The 18,128-nt window shown below is 41.7% G+C and carries 16 protein-coding genes and 3 riboswitches; of the genes, 5 read left to right on the forward strand and 11 right to left on the reverse strand.

Annotated features, from left to right (window positions below):
* Positions 1-45: 45 nt before the first annotated feature.
* Positions 46-261, reverse strand: a riboswitch (Lysine riboswitch).
* A 159-nt stretch (positions 262-420) separates the two neighbouring features.
* Positions 421-2,817 (forward strand): transglycosylase domain-containing protein, encoded by a 2,397-nt coding sequence (locus BT147_RS09120; protein WP_072333986.1) that lies wholly within the window; start codon positions 421-423, stop codon positions 2,815-2,817.
* A gap of 74 nt (positions 2,818-2,891) precedes the next feature.
* On the opposite strand, the gene BT147_RS09125 is transcribed toward BT147_RS09120, so the two are convergent.
* Together BT147_RS09125 and BT147_RS09130 are read right to left on the reverse strand one after the other, a co-directional pair.
* On the reverse strand, positions 2,892-3,434 hold the full coding sequence (locus BT147_RS09125) for an NADPH-dependent FMN reductase (protein WP_072333989.1): 543 nt from the start codon (positions 3,432-3,434) through the stop codon (positions 2,892-2,894).
* A 93-nt stretch (positions 3,435-3,527) separates the two neighbouring features.
* Positions 3,528-4,010: a GNAT family N-acetyltransferase gene (locus tag BT147_RS09130; RefSeq protein WP_072333991.1), complete on the reverse strand. Its 483-nt coding sequence runs from the start codon at positions 4,008-4,010 to the stop codon at positions 3,528-3,530.
* A 529-nt stretch (positions 4,011-4,539) separates the two neighbouring features.
* Here BT147_RS09130 and hemE point away from each other — a divergent pair.
* The 3 genes from hemE to hemY are packed head-to-tail and all read left to right on the forward strand — an operon-like array spanning position 4,540 to position 7,957.
* Entirely contained in the window at positions 4,540-5,571 is a 1,032-nt protein-coding gene (hemE, locus tag BT147_RS09135; protein WP_072333994.1) for a uroporphyrinogen decarboxylase, read from the forward strand.
* Positions 5,572-5,577: 6 nt separating this feature from the next.
* Positions 5,578-6,543 (forward strand): ferrochelatase, encoded by a 966-nt coding sequence (gene hemH, locus BT147_RS09140; protein ID WP_072333997.1) that lies wholly within the window; start codon positions 5,578-5,580, stop codon positions 6,541-6,543.
* Positions 6,524-7,957, forward strand: coding sequence for a protoporphyrinogen oxidase (hemY, locus tag BT147_RS09145; protein WP_072334000.1), 1,434 nt, complete (start codon positions 6,524-6,526; stop codon positions 7,955-7,957). The genes hemH and hemY overlap by 20 nt, the downstream gene beginning before the upstream one ends.
* A gap of 75 nt (positions 7,958-8,032) precedes the next feature.
* Here hemY and BT147_RS09150 read toward each other — a convergent pair whose 3' ends face one another.
* The 9 genes from BT147_RS09150 to BT147_RS09190 all read right to left on the reverse strand — a co-directional run bounded on the left by BT147_RS09150 (position 8,033) and on the right by BT147_RS09190 (position 16,925).
* Positions 8,033-8,929, reverse strand: a complete 897-nt coding sequence (locus tag BT147_RS09150) for an SDH family Clp fold serine proteinase (RefSeq protein WP_072334003.1) — start codon at positions 8,927-8,929, stop codon at positions 8,033-8,035.
* A 23-nt stretch (positions 8,930-8,952) separates the two neighbouring features.
* Entirely contained in the window at positions 8,953-9,147 is a 195-nt protein-coding gene (locus tag BT147_RS09155) for a hypothetical protein (protein ID WP_072334006.1), read from the reverse strand.
* 178 nt (positions 9,148-9,325) lie between these two features.
* Entirely contained in the window at positions 9,326-11,413 is a 2,088-nt protein-coding gene (locus tag BT147_RS09160) for a HelD family protein (protein WP_072334009.1), read from the reverse strand.
* A 126-nt stretch (positions 11,414-11,539) separates the two neighbouring features.
* Entirely contained in the window at positions 11,540-12,250 is a 711-nt protein-coding gene (locus tag BT147_RS09165) for a GNAT family N-acetyltransferase (RefSeq protein ID WP_072334012.1), read from the reverse strand.
* A gap of 167 nt (positions 12,251-12,417) precedes the next feature.
* The gene (gene mtnD / locus BT147_RS09170) at positions 12,418-12,930 is read right to left on the reverse strand and encodes an acireductone dioxygenase (protein WP_072334015.1); all 513 of its coding nucleotides are present in this window, start codon (positions 12,928-12,930) and stop codon (positions 12,418-12,420) included.
* Positions 12,899-13,579 (reverse strand): methylthioribulose 1-phosphate dehydratase, encoded by a 681-nt coding sequence (locus BT147_RS09175; protein ID WP_072334018.1) that lies wholly within the window; start codon positions 13,577-13,579, stop codon positions 12,899-12,901. The genes mtnD and BT147_RS09175 overlap by 32 nt, the downstream gene beginning before the upstream one ends.
* Positions 13,576-14,244 carry a 2-hydroxy-3-keto-5-methylthiopentenyl-1-phosphate phosphatase gene (locus BT147_RS09180; RefSeq protein WP_072334020.1) on the reverse strand — a complete coding sequence of 223 codons (669 nt, stop codon included), beginning with the start codon at positions 14,242-14,244 and terminating at the stop codon, positions 13,576-13,578. Before BT147_RS09180 ends, BT147_RS09175 begins: the two co-directional genes overlap by 4 nt.
* Positions 14,245-15,486 carry a 2,3-diketo-5-methylthiopentyl-1-phosphate enolase gene (locus tag BT147_RS09185; protein WP_072334023.1) on the reverse strand — a complete coding sequence of 414 codons (1,242 nt, stop codon included), beginning with the start codon at positions 15,484-15,486 and terminating at the stop codon, positions 14,245-14,247. It lies immediately after the preceding gene.
* Positions 15,487-15,568: 82 nt separating this feature from the next.
* Positions 15,569-15,681: riboswitch (SAM riboswitch) on the reverse strand.
* A 62-nt stretch (positions 15,682-15,743) separates the two neighbouring features.
* Positions 15,744-16,925, reverse strand: a complete 1,182-nt coding sequence (locus BT147_RS09190; RefSeq protein ID WP_072334026.1) for a pyridoxal phosphate-dependent aminotransferase — start codon at positions 16,923-16,925, stop codon at positions 15,744-15,746.
* A gap of 43 nt (positions 16,926-16,968) precedes the next feature.
* Here BT147_RS09190 and BT147_RS09195 point away from each other — a divergent pair, with 43 nt between their 5' ends.
* Positions 16,969-17,808: a carbon-nitrogen family hydrolase gene (locus tag BT147_RS09195; RefSeq protein ID WP_502688562.1), complete on the forward strand. Its 840-nt coding sequence runs from the start codon at positions 16,969-16,971 to the stop codon at positions 17,806-17,808.
* Between the two features lie 101 nt (positions 17,809-17,909).
* Positions 17,910-18,087, forward strand: a riboswitch (SAM riboswitch).
* Positions 18,088-18,128: the final 41 nt, after the last annotated feature.

An 18,128-nucleotide genomic window follows, 5' to 3' on the forward strand; every position in this document is an offset into this window, starting at 1 on the left:
CCAACAAATCAGACGGTAGGATTTCTTCTACCCGCACCAACATTTCGCGAAGATAGCTCAACACAAACCATATGCGACATGGTTTGTGACAGTCCTGTCCCTATTCGATAACAGTCCCAGCAACACTACATGAGAGTATGTAGATTGCTTCGGCGGTTGTGCCTTTCCTAAGTAGTCCTTGATGTTTACTACGACGTAAGTATGTCGAAACTCTCCATCTCATACAAAGTACTCTTCAAAACCGCGACCTCTACCTCACCTTATTTGATGAGGGTTGAAATATATAATCCATTTAGGATACTTGAAGTAATTCTACATGAACACAAAAAAACCTGCAATAACTATTTCATGTAGACTTAATTTTGGATATATGTGGCATGCTACGTATAGGTATCTATAACATGAAATTAGGGGATCAAGATGGATAAATCACGGAGAAAGTCAAACAGACCTAGACGAAAAAAGCGGAAATTGATTTTCATAGCCCTATTAACCGTTGTCCTGTTAATAGCAGGTGGAATTACAGCTGTCATCGTACAAGGAAAAACATTTGACCTTGATCAATTAGGCAATATCCAAAATAATTCCGCTATCTATGACCTCGATGGAACCAAAGTAGCGGAACTAGGAAATTTCCAACGAGAAATTGTATCTTTAAACGATATAAAAAAAACAAACCCTCTGCTCCCACAAGCCTTTCTCAAAGTAGAAGATGTCCGATATTATCAGCACAGCGGCATTGATTACTATGCATTGGGACGAGCCGTCTATGCTAACCTTATCCAACGCGAAAAAGCCCAAGGAGCCAGCACGATTACAATGCAAGTAGCTGGAAATGTCATCCTCGAAGATCGCCGGAAAACCTACGCACGCAAGGTCAAAGAAATCGCAACAGCTTGGAACTTGGAACAAAAATATAGCAAAGATCAGATTTTAGAAGCGTATTTAAATTATATTTACTTCGGTAATAACGTCAGAGGAATCCAGATGGCTTCTAAAATCTATTTTGGAAAAGATGTAACAAAAGATCGTCTCACGATTCCAGAGATTGCTTTCTTAGCTGGTTTGCCCAAAGCTCCCGAAGCATACAATCCATATGCCTCCGAGAAGTCTGCGCAAAGGGCAATGGAACGACGAAAAATCGTATTAAATGAAATGGCTGAGAAAAATGAAATGAATGCGCTCATCACGGAAGAAGAAAAGCAAAAAGCCTTACGCCAGCCCCTCGGAACGGATGAAAAGTACCTCGTCCGCTATGGTAAAAAAGATCGCTATCAACCGTACAAACAATTTGTCCTGAAAGAATTGACAGAGCGATATGGCATCATTCCTTCAGATGTAGAAAGTCGAGGATTTCGAATATACACTGGGATTAACACTCGGGCTCAAGCAGAAACGGACCGTGTTCTCAAACAAGACTCCACATATAAAAAACGTGCCATTTTAGACGGAGGATCTGCCACAGTTGATCCTCGCACAGGCCTTATTGCTGCAATTGGAGGAGGTCGTCACTACGAAGGTCAAGGCTTTCGAATTAATGGACAACTTCCGATTCAACCCGGCTCAGCTATTAAGCCTTTAACCGTTTATGCACCTGCCATCGAAAAATCAGGGGGCGACATTAACGAATACACCATCATTCCAGATCGTGCTATCACCATTAATGGATACAGTCCTCGTAACTATGATCGCATCTTTAGGGGAGATGTACCGCTATCTGAAGTTGTAAAAAACTCCTTAAATGCTGCTACTGTTTGGTTGCTAGATAATAAAGTGGGGGTTGCAAATTCGTTTCAAACCGCTCAAAAACTGGGCCTTCCACTTGAAGAAGCCGACAAGAATATCGCCCCCCTTGCCTTAGGTGGGCTTACCAAAGGAATTAGTCCCCTACAACTTGCACAAGCATATACTGCTTTAGCTAACAATGGAGTCGCCATAAAAGCACATGCTGTAAGAGAAGTAAGAGTAACTGAAAATGGAGTAGAACAGAGCATTCGCCCTCAATCCGAGCCAGAAAAAAAGAGAGTCTTTACTCCCAAAACCGCCTACTACATGACCCGTCTCCTAGAGCAGGTAGTGGAGAGCGGAACAGGGCGCTCAGCAAAGCTTGCAGGCGGACGACCAACTGCTGGAAAAACAGGAACAACGAATAACAACATTGCCGCTTGGTTTGCAGGCTATACACCCCAATACGTCACCGTTGCAATGGTATACAACACTAGTAAAACACCCTTAGAAAATCGTGTAGACGATTTAACAGGCGGACATTACGCTACTACCATTTTCAAAGACGTCATGAACAAAGCATTATCAGGGGTTCCCATCGTAGAATTTACCAAACCATCCGGGGTCGAGGAACCAACTCCTCCTTATATATTTCAAGCTCCACAGCTTCAGGCAACATACAGCAAGGAATACCAAGCTATACAGGTAAATTGGAGCAGTCCATCTGACCAAGTTATCTATCAATTACAACGCTCTGAAGATGGAAGTAACTTTAGCACGATCTTCGAGGGAGCAGAAACCAGCTATACCGATCAGAGTATCCAAATACCCGGCTATAACTTCACGGGTGGTCAATCAAAAACCTACTATTACCGTGTCAACGCGATTGATTCACAGACCGGGGAACAACATACTTCATCCCCTGTAAAAGTAGAGATCAAAACGACCCAGATTAGACCACAACAACCAGATCAACGGCCGAAATCATTTCCACCTAGGCAGCCAGATCGATCCCCATCTAATCAAGATCGTCCTAACACACAGCCTAATCAAGAAAATCAGCAAAGCCCTTCTGATCGACCGTTTCCATAACACAAATAAAATGAGAAACTAGTTTAGACAAACTAGTTTCTCATTTTATTTACAAGAAGAGAGTATCTAAAAACTTACAAAACTTTACTAGCAGAAACCGCTTTCGTAAAAGTAACCAATTCCATAATCACACCACGGAAGCGTTGATCTGCTCCATCTGTCAACTGCCCATTTTCTGTTAAGTCAGCTGGGTCAATGACAACTTGTTGAGGCAACCCAAGCCCGAGTATCCCGCGAATAACCGTACGTACATTATTAAGCGCATTGATACCACCTTTTCCACCCCCGCCTGCTGCAGCAATCGAAACTGGCTTTTGACGAAAATAAGATGATCCAAGAAAATCAAGAGCATTTTTCAACGCCCCACTCATAGCACTGTGATATTCAGGAGTCAGAATCAAAAATGCCTCCGCTTGACTGGCATAATCACGCAACTTTTGGACATTTGGCAGCAAGTCTTCTCCTTCTGCCCCAGAATAAAGAGGAAGAATATCATGCCCTACGTCAAAAAAAGTAACATCTGCCCCTAGCTCACTGAGATATTTCGCACCAAGATTTGCTACCTTTCTTGTGTTCGATTCAACTCTAGCACTTCCACTTATCACCAAAATTCGCAACCGAGATACCTCCTGTGCATAAGATTATTTTTTGATACTATCATAGCATGATTCGGCTTCCGGCATGCAAGAAAAAGCAGTAGCCAGAAGCGTTCAATAGCTCGTATAAAGCGAGTTTGGCCGCACATCTCTAGTTTCTAACCTAGACACTAAGAGACCTGGCTCTATCTCCAACCGATCTATTTCCTGAAAGCCAAATTTCTTATAGAGTTTCATTGCTGGTATGTTATCTGCTCCAGTTTGGACAAGGAATTTTTCCATTCCAGTATAATGGGTAAATAGAAAACTGAGTAACTTTGCCCCAATTCCTTGACGAAAATGTTGAGGACTTACCACTAGCCGGTAAATATCCACTACATTGCCTTCTAACATGAAACTAATTACTCCAGCTAAATTCCCATCTACCCAATACCCAAAAAAAGTCTCTTTGCTGGATTGAATTTTATCTACTGTATCTAGTAGATAAGGAATCTTTGTAGACCCGATAATGTCTGCCTCTACCTGATAAGCTGGAATTTCGATATCCAATAGTTTTTGGGCCATTTCTGGATCTCGCATGTCTAATTTTTGAATCATTGATTTCCCTCCTCAAACGACTCTTTTTATTGATCATCTCCCTGTTTGATCAATTTGCAGTCATAATCTCTATTATCTTCAACCTGTAAAAAGAAAACTTTACAGGCCTCCTATCCAATCCTGACATCTTATCATGATCCATCCTTATATCCAATGACACTTGTCCTTTTTCTAAAACACTCAAGAAATGATCTACAAACTCACGATGTCGAACTTATATGAATTTTTAACTAAAATCCATGCTATTTCAACATATTACTACTCTCGCAATTTAGGTGTTTTATACTAAAAAGATTGAACGAGAACATAAAGGTAGTTATATTAGAGGTATGCATGCAGTTTGGAGCATTTTTAAAGGAATTAGCGTCTTAGTCTAACTCCCTTAACATAAAAGAACTTTTTTGTTCTTACTTAAAAAATGATATGATATTATGCGTAATTGACTATAACATATCCAAAAGATTATCCATCAACTATACATTGTTTTTTCTCTACATAACTGTATAGCTGGTGAAAAGGTGGATTTTGAATGAGTAAACCATTTAATGATGCATTTTTGAAAGCTTGTCGAAAAGAACAAACTCCGCATGTTCCAGTGTGGTATATGCGCCAAGCAGGTAGATACCAGCCTGAATACCGTGAGATTCGAAAGAAATATACTTTCTTCGAGATGAGTGAGATTCCAGAAGTTTGTGCAGAAGTAACACGTCTTCCTGTCGAACAGCTAGGAGTAGACGCAGCTATTTTATTTGCGGATATTATGACTCCTTTGCAACATATTGGCGTAAATGTCGAGATCCGCTCCGGCATCGGGCCTGTCATTGACAACCCGATCCGTTCTGAAAAAGATGTAGAACGGTTGACGGAAATTGATCCAGAGACACATGTGGCAACCACTTTGGAAGCCATTCGTATCTTAAATCAACAATTGTCGGTACCTTTGATCGGCTTTGCAGGTGCTCCTTTTACATTAGCAAGCTATATGATTGAAGGAGGCCCATCCAAAAATTATCATAAAACCAAAGCCTTTATGTATGCCGAGCCTGTTGCATGGAAAGCCTTGATGGAGAAGCTTGGTGCGATGACAATCTCCTACTTGAAAGCTCAAGTAAAAGCTGGTGCACATGCTATTCAGGTATTTGACTCATGGGTTGGTGCACTTAATGAACAAGATTATCAGCTATATGTGGCACCCATTATGCACAAAATCTTCAAAGCTCTAAAGGAAACGAGTGTACCAACCATCTACTTTGGAATTGGCACAGGGCACCTTCTTACCGAATGGAACAAACTCCCTGTGGATGTACTCGGACTAGACTGGCGCACATCGATTCAGCAAGCAAGGGCGAAGGGCATCGAAAAGGCCCTACAAGGAAATCTAGATCCTTCCTTGCTCCTCGGACCCTGGGAAGTCATTCAGGAACGGGCGAAGGCTATTTTGGATCAAGGAATGGAACAACCTGGTTATATCTTTAATCTAGGACACGGAATTTTCCCAGACGTGCCTGTGGAAAACCTACGAAAACTAACTGCTTTTATCCATGAATATACAAAGAGGTAATCGATTATGGCAAACACCACAATTGGATTATTAGTAATGGCTTATGGTACTCCTCGAAGTCCTGAGGAGATCGAACCCTATTACACGCATATCCGCCGCGGGCATACACCTCCGCCAGATCTTTTAGAGGATCTAACGCATCGCTATGAGATGATTGGTGGGGTTTCTCCCCTTGCCCGAATTACAGAAGAACAAGCATATGCCTTAGAAAAGTCTCTAAACGCAAGAAATAGTGAGAAAACATTTAAAGTATATCTCGGCTTAAAACATACCACTCCTTTTATCGAAGATGCTGTACAACAAATGCACGCAGATGGAATTAAAGAAGCGGTAAGTATCGTACTGGCACCACACTATTCTACCTTTAGTGTGAAATCTTACAATAAACGAGCCCAAGAAGAAGCAGTAAAACTAGGTGGACTTGCCATTTATTCTGTAGATGAGTGGCATACAGAGCCCAAGTTTATTTCCTATTGGGTTTCCCAGTTACAAAAAACATTCTCTTCTATTCCAACAGATCAGCAAAAGAAAACCATTGTCATTTTCTCGGCCCATAGTTTACCTGAGAAAATTCTTCAAGTCGGAGATCCCTATCCAGCTCAACTAGAGCAGACTGCTGAACTAATCGCCGAAGCATCCAACATTCCGCACTATGCTATCGGCTGGCAAAGTGCGGGCAACACACGTGATCCTTGGATTGGCCCTGATGTGCAGGATCTGACTAGAGAATTACATGACAAACATGGATATACTTCCTTCGTGTATTGTCCAGTTGGATTTGTATCGGATCACCTAGAAGTTTTATATGATAACGACTATGAGTGTAAAGTCGTAACGGACGAAATTGGAGCAAACTACTATCGTCCAGAGATGCCCAATACAGAACCTACATTCATCGATGGCTTAGCGGATGTCATAGAAAAGCGTTTATCCGTCGAGAAAGGGACTAACTATGAACTCAGCTCCCTCTAAAAATATCGTCATCGTAGGCGGTGGTATCACAGGACTTTCGACAGCGTTTTACCTACAGAACGAGCTCCGAGCAAAAGATCTTCCTTGGACGATTACTTTGCTAGAATCAAATCAACAACTTGGTGGTAAAATCCAGACTATTGTTCGAGATGGCTATATCATGGAGAGAGGACCTGATTCGTTTCTATCACGGAAGCCAAGTGCAACGCAGTTAGTTCGCGATGTAGGACTCGAAAGCGACCTAGTACGAAATGAAGTAGGACAAGCCTATATTCTTCGGCATGGCCAGCTCCTTCCCATTCCTGAAGGGGCAGTAATGGGGGTACCTACAGAAATAAAGCCGTTTGTTACTACAGCTCTCTTATCTCCCATCGGAAAAATGAGAGCCGCCGCTGACCTATTACTCCCTGCATCCAAGATACTAGAAGAGGAAGATCAGTCCGTAGGAACGTTTTTCCGACAACGTTTGGGAAATGAAGTTGTAGAAAACATCATCGAACCCCTTCTCTCTGGGGTCTATGCAGGCAATATTGATCAAATGAGTCTCATGACAACTTTTCCTCAATTTGCTCAGATGGGAAGAGAACATCGCAGTTTGATTCTCGGTATGAAATCCTCACGTCCAAAGAAGCAGGCACACCAGAAACCTGTAGGAATTTTTCAAACGTTAAAATCGGGACTCTCCTCTCTAGTAAATGCGTTGGAAGAACAGTTAACAGAAGTAACCGTAAAAAAGGGAATCTCTGTAGAAAAAATTGTGCGAGATCGAAATCAATATACATTGTCCCTTCAAAATGGTGAACGACTGACAGCGGATAGTGTCATCCTAACTACACCACATGGACTCACCCGCAAAATTTTAGGAAATCCTGACTTTTTAAAGCCTCTCCACGATCGACCCACCTCTGTGGCTACAGCTATTTTGGCATATCCACAAGAAGCAATCACATTGGATAAAGAGGGGACAGGGTTCTTAGTTCCACGCAGTGAAGAAGAATACTCGATCACCGCTTGCACATGGACGAATAAGAAGTGGCCTCATACTGCTCCACCAGGTAAAACCCTGCTACGTTGCTATGTAGGACGTGCAAACGAAGAAGAAATCGTCGATCTGGATGATTCAGAGATCGTGGATGCCGTTATTCAAGATATCAAAAAGTTATCTAACATTACAGGTGAACCAGAATTTAGTTATGTGACACGTTGGAGAAGAGCGATGCCACAGTTTGTGCCTGGACATAAAATGTGGTATTCCAATGTACAGAAGCAAATCCGTACTCAATATCCCGGCCTATTTCTCGCGGGCTCATCCTATGCTGGCTCAGGGATTCCTGATTGTATCGATCAAGGAAAAAATACCGTCACAGACGTAATCGATTACGTATCATCCATATCTTTATCCACTGCTTTGTGATAGCCATCACAAAGCAGTCAAGGCATAAGAAAAAGCATTTATATCTCTTTATCGAGATACAAATGCTTTTTGATTTTACAGCATAACCGAAGCATCACTTGACTCAAATATCTTTACTACTTCTCTTTCTCTCATCATCACTATATAGTTAACATAGAGACGCCACCAAGCTTGCCAGAGCTCATCTCCATATGGCTTGTACACAACTTTCAGACCTATGCTTTTTGCATCAAAATGATCGATCACTTGCCCATGATTTGGGTACTTCTCAATGTTAATCAATTCCTCGGCAATTCGCTGAGCCTCTTTTAGATTACCTTTATGCATCGAACGAGAAAGCCACTTAACTGCTAAACGTTTTGAATGTTCGATCGATTTTAAACAATAGTCGATCAAAGCTGCGTCTACGCCTTTCAAAAATGGATAGTACGCTGGATTTAATGCTTGGCCATTCGCATGTTCCTTTTTAATCATCTCGAGTCCATTCAGAAATGCTTGAGCAGGTCTGAATGCTAGTCCAAATGAAGTTGGGATCGTCACTTGTGGATCAATCGGACCCAATTCAGAGGTGTTACTCATGACAATTTCGTCGGCTGCCAAACTAACTAAAGTAGCCGCACTCTTCGCTGCTTGTGGAACGACAACTCGCAAATGCTTCGTTCGTGATAAAAGTGTATGAACAATAATCTCGGCTGCATTCGGATCTCCACCAGGGCTTTGGATAATAAAATCCACATCACTATCTTTATCGATGCTTGCAATAATCTCATTAAACGGTGCGATATCCTCTCGCAAAATCGCACTATCTGAGTGATTCAGGTTCGACATATATACAATGACTCTGCGCCCAGTTACTTTCTCAATCTCTTTAATAAAAGCTTGTCTGTCATACCGATCGCGATTCACCGCATGTGTGAGCGGTTGATTCGGTAAGAAGAGAGAGAGAGATGGGGGTACTTGTGGTTGATCCATTTTCATTACCCCTTTATTCAAAATTAGACTTGATACGGCCTACCGTGTAATCTCTCTTTAGAAGGCATATTCTCTATAGCCTCCATATGCTTTTCAAATTCCTGGAACGTTTTAAGGAAACTGTCGAATTCTTTTTCAGTACTACTTTTGGATACAAACTCCTGTTTCGCTTTTAGCAAAGTCTCAAATTGTCTTGCCTTGATGAGTGTTTCGATCATGAAACCTGACCTCCTTTGCTTACTCTTCATACTATATGCGAAAGCTTTCGAATAGAACTCCACTTTGTGCACATAGCGAACCCTAATTTACATTTTATCAAACATCTCTTTAAATTACATCATATTGCATTGAGAGTTTGATAGCATCCTTCTTTATTGTTGACTACGTGAGCGGAAATTAAACCGCTCCAGGTGTAACTATCGGTAATAAGGGAGACGGATTATCAGAAGTAAGCACAACAAGTGAATGGAGAGCACGGGTACATCCCACGTAAAGTAACTTTGCTGTCAGCGCATCGTCTGGATACTGCTCACTATCAACGTCAACCAAAATAACCGCATCGAATTCCATCCCTTTTACTAGGTAGATCGGTGCTACTGAGATTCCTCCCGCATATTGGCTTCGATCCGGGGTGATCAGATGATGTTTGACCCCATTAGTAAGTAAGTCGGTCGATAGCATGGATGCTGCTTTCTCGGTACGAGTCACGATGGCAATCGATTTCATTCCTTGAGAAGATCGCTTTTGAATCCATTTCTCTACAGATAGTGTACGATCTTGATTCCGTATCTGCTCCACTAAAACCGGCTCTCCGCTCCGGAATATGGGAGTCGCTGGAGTAAGACTTCCTTGGTAAGAGTGGATTACCTGATTGGCAAATTGGATAATCTCCGTTGTAGAACGATAACTTCTATCTAATTGAAAATAGGATACCTGTTCCTGAGGAAACAAATGTACAAACTCATTCCAGTCGTAAATTCCTTTATAGGCATAAATATTTTGTAACAAATCTCCCAGAATCGTAAACGAATTTCCTCTTACATGATCCTGTAATACAAACACTTGAAAGGGGGAAAAATCCTGGGCTTCATCGATGACCACATGGTCAAAGCGATCCTCCGTCTTAATCCCATAGAGGAAATTATAAATATACAACAATGGAGCTAAGTCTTCTGGATCAAAAAGGATCTTTTTCCGTTCAATGAAAAATGACTGAATCATCTTGGATTGCTGAGCCAAATCAACGTACATTTGGGTCACTTTCCGACGATCCCAGAGATTTTTATATTGGCGAAGCTTCTCCATTGCTTTCTTCTTCATCTCATTTCGCGGGTCTCGGTTTCGAATATCGCGGTGCTCCATCTCAATCCAGCGTTTTATTCTGACAAAAATTCTCTCTTGACGCTTACGCAATGGTTCATGGCGATACTCTACGTGAAACCAATGAGCAATTTCTGCAGCCGTCAATTTCTTCTCATCCCAGATGGCAAAACCAACTTGTGGTACAAACTCCCTTTCCAAAGTAGCTAATTGTTGCTGGAGATACTCCAAAAACACAAATGATCCCTTAAAACGCGCTAGAATCTCTTGCTGTTCACGTTCGAGATCAGTTGACTGTCCCGTTTCAAACCAACATTCCTCCCGAGCTGTTTGATTCCGCAGAGTCATGGGTTCGGGTAATAAATCGAGTACCCATTCGGTAAAAGTAGTCTGCTTCACACCACCAATTCCTAGTTCGGGAAGCACGTTAGAGATATAATCTAAAAACATCTTATTGGGAGCAAAGATCATGATGCGGTCTGCTCGAACTTGATTTTGATATTGATATAATAAATAAGCCAAACGATGGAGAGCCACCGTGGTTTTCCCTGAACCTGGGACTCCTTGAATAATGAGGGATTGATTCCGCTCAGACCGTATAATCTTATCTTGTTCCACTTGGATCGTCGAAACAATATCCCTTAGTCGATGATCTTTGTTCTCCCCTAAACGATAAAGAAGGAATTCATCTGTGACCTGTAAATTCTCCCCGCCTCGAACATAACTATCCACCACTCGTTTTAACGTTTGTTCTTCAACGGCCAAATTCCGCTTTAGATGGACAGTCCCTTCTATCTCACCATCAGGCGAAACATATCCAGCACGATCCCCTTGCCCCGTAAAAGAATAAAACATACTAGCCACAGGAGCTCGCCAATCAATAATAATTGGTTGATGACTATCAGGATCTTCTACACCCGCTTTTCCTAGATAGAGCGGGGTAAGTTGTTTTCCATCCTCTTCAAAATCGAGGCGACCAAAATAGGGGGACTTTTCCGATAACTGTAATCGATTAACTGTTTGCCTCCTTTGGTCATCCAGAAGCTGTTCCACCAAATCAGAGCCTTGATATCGAGGAATCAATTGAAGTTCTTGTAACTGTTGTTGAATGAAAGAAAGTATCTCTCGTAACTTTGCTTGCTCATGTTGATAGATTTCGTCCATGAAAAATATTCACCTCTCTTAATGAAAGAAAGATATTATATAATAATGAACTTGCCTTTCGCAAATATTTTTTACAAAATGATGTCTTATCACCACACTCACACCAAACAGCTATCATTCCTCAATCTATTTTCGTCTATAATGACGTATCATTTTTCCTACCTCTAGTACGACAAAAAAGTCGATCGTTTGCAAAATAGGATTCATAATGGGTTCACTAGCAATCTTCCCACCGACCCAATAACATCTTTTTAACGAAGCAGAAAGCTTACGTTGTATTCTATGGGAAACCATTTTATCGGGACTAATCAAATGTAACCCTTGGATGCGAAACTCTTCTCTTGGCTCAATTCGATAACGATCAATTACAAAACCACTATATACAAGAAAACTGTATAACTCGTTTATCTCTTGAATCTCCATCAGCGGTAAACTAGTACAACCTACTATATATCGATATGTAGTTCCATTTAGATAATCCCTGATTCCCTTCCATAACTTCTGGGTTACCTTACCATCTCGATAACCAGCGGCCACACAGCCACTCCCTATTTCCAATACTTGGGGTATATGCTCGGTAAAATGATGAAACTCAAATAATGATTGTGAATAAAGCCCTCCTAAATCGATGACTCTTTTACCAGGTAAAAGTCGATAAGTACCTACCACTTGATTGACCGTCTCGTCAAGTACTATAAGGTGATCGCTGTAAAGATCATAATCCTGTTCAGACAAGTTTTGTAGCTGTCGGAGCTGATAGACTTGTGCCTTCTCCTCTTTCGTCTTCGCCATGCGGGTCACCAATGAATGAGCATATCCGCTATCTATCGCTTCCATTTACGTCATCCCCTTATTTCAACATCCTTATCTACCTATCATATTACATTTTAATATATTAAATATTCATTTTTTTGAAACTTTTATAAAAAATCGCCCTAAGCAAATAAAAAATGAATGGGGTCCGCTTTCCATGACCCCATTCATTTTTTATTCTTCCCCTGTTATTAATATATAGGAACCCAACCTTCTTTTGTTTTGAAAATCCGAATCGCTACAACCTGACGATCCTCCATCAATGTAAAATAATGTCGATATCCCTCAGGCACAGATATAAGATCCCCCGGCTCTAATTCCACATCAAAAAAATAACCCTCTAGACTTTGAATGGCAAAAATTCCATGTCCACTCACAATAAAACGCACTTCATCATCACTATGATGGTGTTCAGCTAAGAAGCTCTGGAGCAATTGATCAAGATTCGGTGTCTCTGGAGAGAGGGAAATAACATCATTTGTGGTGTACCCTCGTCGAGCCGAAATAGCATCAATTTCACGTTGAAAAGTATGAAGAACCTCTGTTTTTTGCGCCTCAGTTAAACGGTAATTTTCCCGAAGGCTGGTAGATAGCTTCTCAATATCCCAATGCTCATAAATAACTCCTTGAGATTGTAGATAAGAACTGACCTGATCTTGAGCCGATACATACTCATCGGTATGATGAAATCGTATTTGTGCCATGAAAATCCTCTCCCCATTTAGCAGATAAATTTGGTTGCAGAAGACGCAGTTTAATATGATAGGAAAATAAAAACTCAAATGCTTCTAAATACTTCTTCGCTTCGAGCGGTGTAGCTCCCCACGTCGTAATCCCATGATTGCGAATCAATATTCCCTTTAACAGAGGATCCTGTAGAAGAAGATCTCCAAACTCCTTGGATAAAAGATCCAAATCAGCATGATTAGGGATAATCGGAATCGATATCTCCCCATCTTCCTCCCAAATCCCAAATGCTTTAATGAGCTCCTGCCCGCGAAACGTAATTCGTCCTTCTCGCCCATGCAATTCAGAGATCAGATTATTATCTAACGTGTGTACGTGCAGGCAACAGGATGCATTGGTTCTCTGATAGATCTCTGCATGAATGCCCACTTCGGCAGATGCTGTAAGATGCGTGTTTCCTAGTGATTTACCATCTTGATCTACTAGCAAAAAATCTTCTTCCGTACGCTTTCTCTTATCCTTACCGCTTGCAGTAATGAGAAACGTAAGTGGATCTTCACGGACTTTAATGGATAAGTTCCCGCTTGTACCTAGAAACCAATCACGTACTGCAAGTTCATCTTTGATATCCGCCAGTATGCGCCATTTTTCCGCCAACTCGATCATATGAGTTGAAACACCTCCTCTTGCTCTAAGGCAAAGCGAATATCGTGGAATGTCTCAAATGGATAGTATGGAATCTGTTGTTCCTCACACTTCTCAATTAGAAAATCCCTTGCAAATACTTGATCCGCCATCTTCGCAGCTTGTAAATCTGTTATTGAGTCTCCAATGACAATACGATGGATCTCCGTAGAATCAAACTGACGCAAGATCGTTACTTTGCAACATCCACAATCTTTTTGACATCGGTGATCGCAAGTATGAGGCCATATAATTTCAATGCGTTCACCTGTAAAATCACTGCGATTACAATAAATCTTCTCTGGCTGTACAAGCCCCTTCAGTGACGGATAAACAAAGAAATCGATCCCTCCGCTTACAATCCAAAGTGGGATTCTCATCTCTTCCGTCCAACTCACAAACTCCTTAAAGCCTTTACGAAACCTAATGTTTTTCAGGATATACGTGATAATTTCTTCTTTCTGCGAGCTGTGTAATAGTTGGAATAACTGAGCAACTCCATCACGAATCGAAATCCGTTGTCCTAAGATATCATCTTTTATCGCGATCCATTCTTTAGGAGCAAACTGCTTCATAATCGCAATAATATTATCGGATTCCGTTACAGTCCCATCAAAATCACAAAAAATAACAGGCTTTTTTTTCATCTACTCGCCTCCCCATAGAACAATCGCTTGATTTAACTCGAGATAGTTCTTCGTATCCGAAGCTACCTCAATCCATGTCTTCCCAGCAAGTGCTGTCTCAATCGCTTGTCGAAATGCTTTTCCACCTGCTATTGTCCCGCTCGGGTGACCGTGAACCCCGCCGCCCGCATTGATAACGCTATCAATCCCAAAGTCGTGAATCAGTCGCGGTACGATCCCGGGATGAATTCCTGCTGAGGGCACAGGAAAAGTTGGACGTAATGCAAGTCTATTCGTACAGAGAGAATGCGCAATTCGGAGTGTTTCTTCTTTTGCTAAAACGACACTACCATAAGGGGAAGGGAATAACGACAAATCAGCTCCAGCCACACGGAGCAATGTTCCGAGTGCTAATGAATGACTCACACCATAAAACGCTGATGATGTAAAGGCTCCAGAAAAAGCCGGATGTGCTAAGATTGGAACCGCTACTTCTGGATCTTCCGCTAACTCCTGTAAAACATCCAAACCATAGGTAAAAACATTAAGCAAGAGAGCACTAGCCCCGAGTTCTACTGCTTTGCGCGCACGATCCCGTAATTGAGAGCTCCGGCCTGTGATATTAACCGCATACAACGTTTTCTCTCCTGTGAGCGATTCTGTTTCACTTAATACGTTCACTGCTGTACGAACACGATCTTCCCATGGAGTTAGCGGGTTATCGAATAAGATTTCATCATCCTTAACAAGGTCAACCCCGCCTAAAGCTTGCGATCTCAACTGTTCCTGAAAATAATCAAGATCCCTCCCAATCACACTTTTAAAAATGCTCATTAAAAGTGGACGATCGATAACTCCTACCTTTTCCCGAACCCCTTGTATTCCGTATTTCGGCCCTGGATAGGACGAAAGTAGCTCATCAGAGAAATGAAGATCGACTAACTTTACCTCACCATCTAATGATAGCTTCCCAAACACCGTAGTAAGAATAGCTGGTAGATCATTAGAGAAATTAGCTGCCGGATACGCAATTTTTAATAGCCCTCTAGTACGCGTTCCCCCTAAATATTGATTTGCTGCTTGATCTTCATCTAGCTCTGTTACCTCCACTACTTCTCCTTTATGAAGTTTCAATTGCTCTTGAATCAAAAGAGGTAACTCTGTCCACGAACCAATCGTCAAACCCAGTGCAATCGACTCTGCTTTTTTCACCAAATCTTGTTTTTTATCATGAACCAAATAAGATGCAATCAATCGTGTCATTTGTAAAACCTCCTAGTGGCCTATATATAACAAATAAAGCCTCTCCCATAAGAGGAAGAGGCGCAAAAAGTCCGTCATCTTCCTCTTATCTCTCAGTCCATTTCTGAACTGCAAGAATTAGCACCGTTTTTATCGTTAGATAAGCCGGTTGCCGGGTTTCAAAGGGCTAGTCCCTCCACCTACTCTTGATAAGAGAAATATCTGTATTCAATTATTTAATTAATCTGATTATGACCGAATGCATTTGCAATGTCAATCTATTTCTCCTGATGATAACAACGAGCCATTCTCTCTGCCGCTTCGACCAATCTCTCTTCTTCGGTCAATAGGCCAACACGAATATATCCATCACCACTTTGGCCAAATCCAACGCCAGGAGCTACCGCAACATGCTCTTGTTCCAACAACAAGTCAGCAAATTCTTGCGATCCTAGTCCTTTTGGTGTAGGTAACCAACAGAAAAAAGAGCCTTTTGGTGCATGAATATTTTCCACACCAAGTTCCTGAATCCTTGATATAAAAGCATTTCGGCGGCGTTCATAAACTGCTACCAATTCATCTACGCATTCCTGAGAATGATTCAATGCTACTGCTGCCGCTTCTTGAACAGCCCCGAAAATGCTTACATAAAAATGATCCTGAATCAAATTAATCGACTCGATCACATGCTCATTTCCAACAGCAAATGCGATCCGCCATCCCGCCATGTTATAGGTCTTGCTTAATGTATATACTTCAATCCCCACCTCTTTCGAGCATGGGATTTGCATAAAACTAATCGGTTTTTGCCCGTCAAATCCAATTGCTCCATAGGCAAAATCATGTACAACTAGTATCTGATGGTCCCTAGCACGGGCAACCGTTTCCTCAAAAAATTCTGTAGTAGCTGTACCACCGGTAGGATTGTTGGGATAGTTTAAAAACATACATTTTGCCTGATTCCATTCCTCATCTGAGATTTGCGTGAAATCAGGTAAAAACTTATTTTTTTCTAATAATGGCATTTGCACCATTTTCGCTCGTGCCATAGCAATTCCAGACCAGTAGTCAGGATAGCCTGGATCGGGTACAAGAGCAACATCATCCGGATTTAAATAGCACTGGGATATTTCCACTAAGCCCACTTTCCCTCCAAAGAGGACCGCTACTTCTCGCTCAGGGTCCAGTTCCACTCCATATTCGCGAGCATAGAAATTGGATACGGCTTCCTTGAGAAAACGATGCCCCCGAAAAGGAGGGTAGCGATGATGATCTGATTTAGCAGTCGCCTCTTGCATTGCCTGAACGATATGATGTGGGGTTGGAAGATCGGGATTACCTTGCCCAAGATTAATTACATCTGCCCCGCTTGCAGTAAGATGATTCACCTTCTGAACGAGATTGGCAAAGAATTGCTTCGGTAGTTTCGTTAATACATCTGCTTGTGTGAATTGTCCCACTATCCATCACTCCCTGTCACTTTCGAACATTCTTGAAATGATAATGATATATGTTATAACTTGTAGAGGAAGTTGTCAAAGGGAGGATTTTAGAATGAAGCAAACCATTTGCCTGATTCAGATGGATATTATATTTGGAGATCCTGAGGCTAATATGAAACAAGTAAAGGACCTTATGCATCAAGTAATGAAACAGTTGAATCCACCTCATGTGGTTGTGCTACCTGAGTTATGGACTACTGGCTATGACCTAGAACGACTACCTGAAATTTCGGACCCAAATGGAGAATGTACACAATCTCTTTTTGCACAACTAGCAAAAAAATATCAGGTTCATATCATCGCGGGATCGATTCCTAAAAAAACAAAATCAGGGATTACCAACACACTTTATGCCTTCAATCGACAAGGGGAAGTAGTAAACGAATACAGCAAAGCACATCTTATTCAGTTGATGGACGAACATCTGTATCTTACAGCTGGTTCTAGTCTAGAACCATTTATGCTGGATGAAGTAGTAAGTGCAGGTTTTATCTGTTATGATCTCCGCTTTCCTGAGTGGATTCGAAAAGCCGTTCTTGCCGGTGCTGAGGTGCTTTACATCCCTGCTCAGTGGCCAATCCAGCGTCTTTCGCACTGGAGAAGTCTTTGTATTGCCCGGGCAATTGAAAACCAATGTTATGTCATCGCTTGCAATCGGTCAGGGAGTGATCCAAATAACCAATTTGCTGGACACTCCCTAGTAGTAGATCCATGGGGCGAAGTATTGGCTGAGGCAGATGAAAAAGCCGCCATCATCCAAGTCGAAATCGACACCGATCACGTAACAAAGATACGTTCTACTATCCCCATCTTTGCAGACCGTCGGCCAGAAATATATTAGGCTATACCGGTCAAAAAAATTTTCTATTGACAACAAATTCTGAAAGCCTATATGATTGCATTTGAAAAGTCCAATTTAAAACTCAATTATATATTTTTGGTCTCTTATCAAGAGCAGGTGGAGGGATTTTGGCCCGATGAAGCCCAGCAACCGACCGTAATACCATCGCGAGATGGGGCGTCCACGTCAAGTGAGAGTGGGAGCCTTGACCTGTAGTCAAACACGGCACGGTGCTAATTCCAGCGGAACGTATTTTATTTGACGTTCGCAAGATAAGAGGCACGGAATCAGCATTCCCTGCCTCTTTCACACCGAAAGGG

The organism is Thermoactinomyces sp. DSM 45891, assembly GCF_900119485.1.
GTDB lineage: Bacteria > Bacillota > Bacilli > Thermoactinomycetales > Thermoactinomycetaceae > Baia.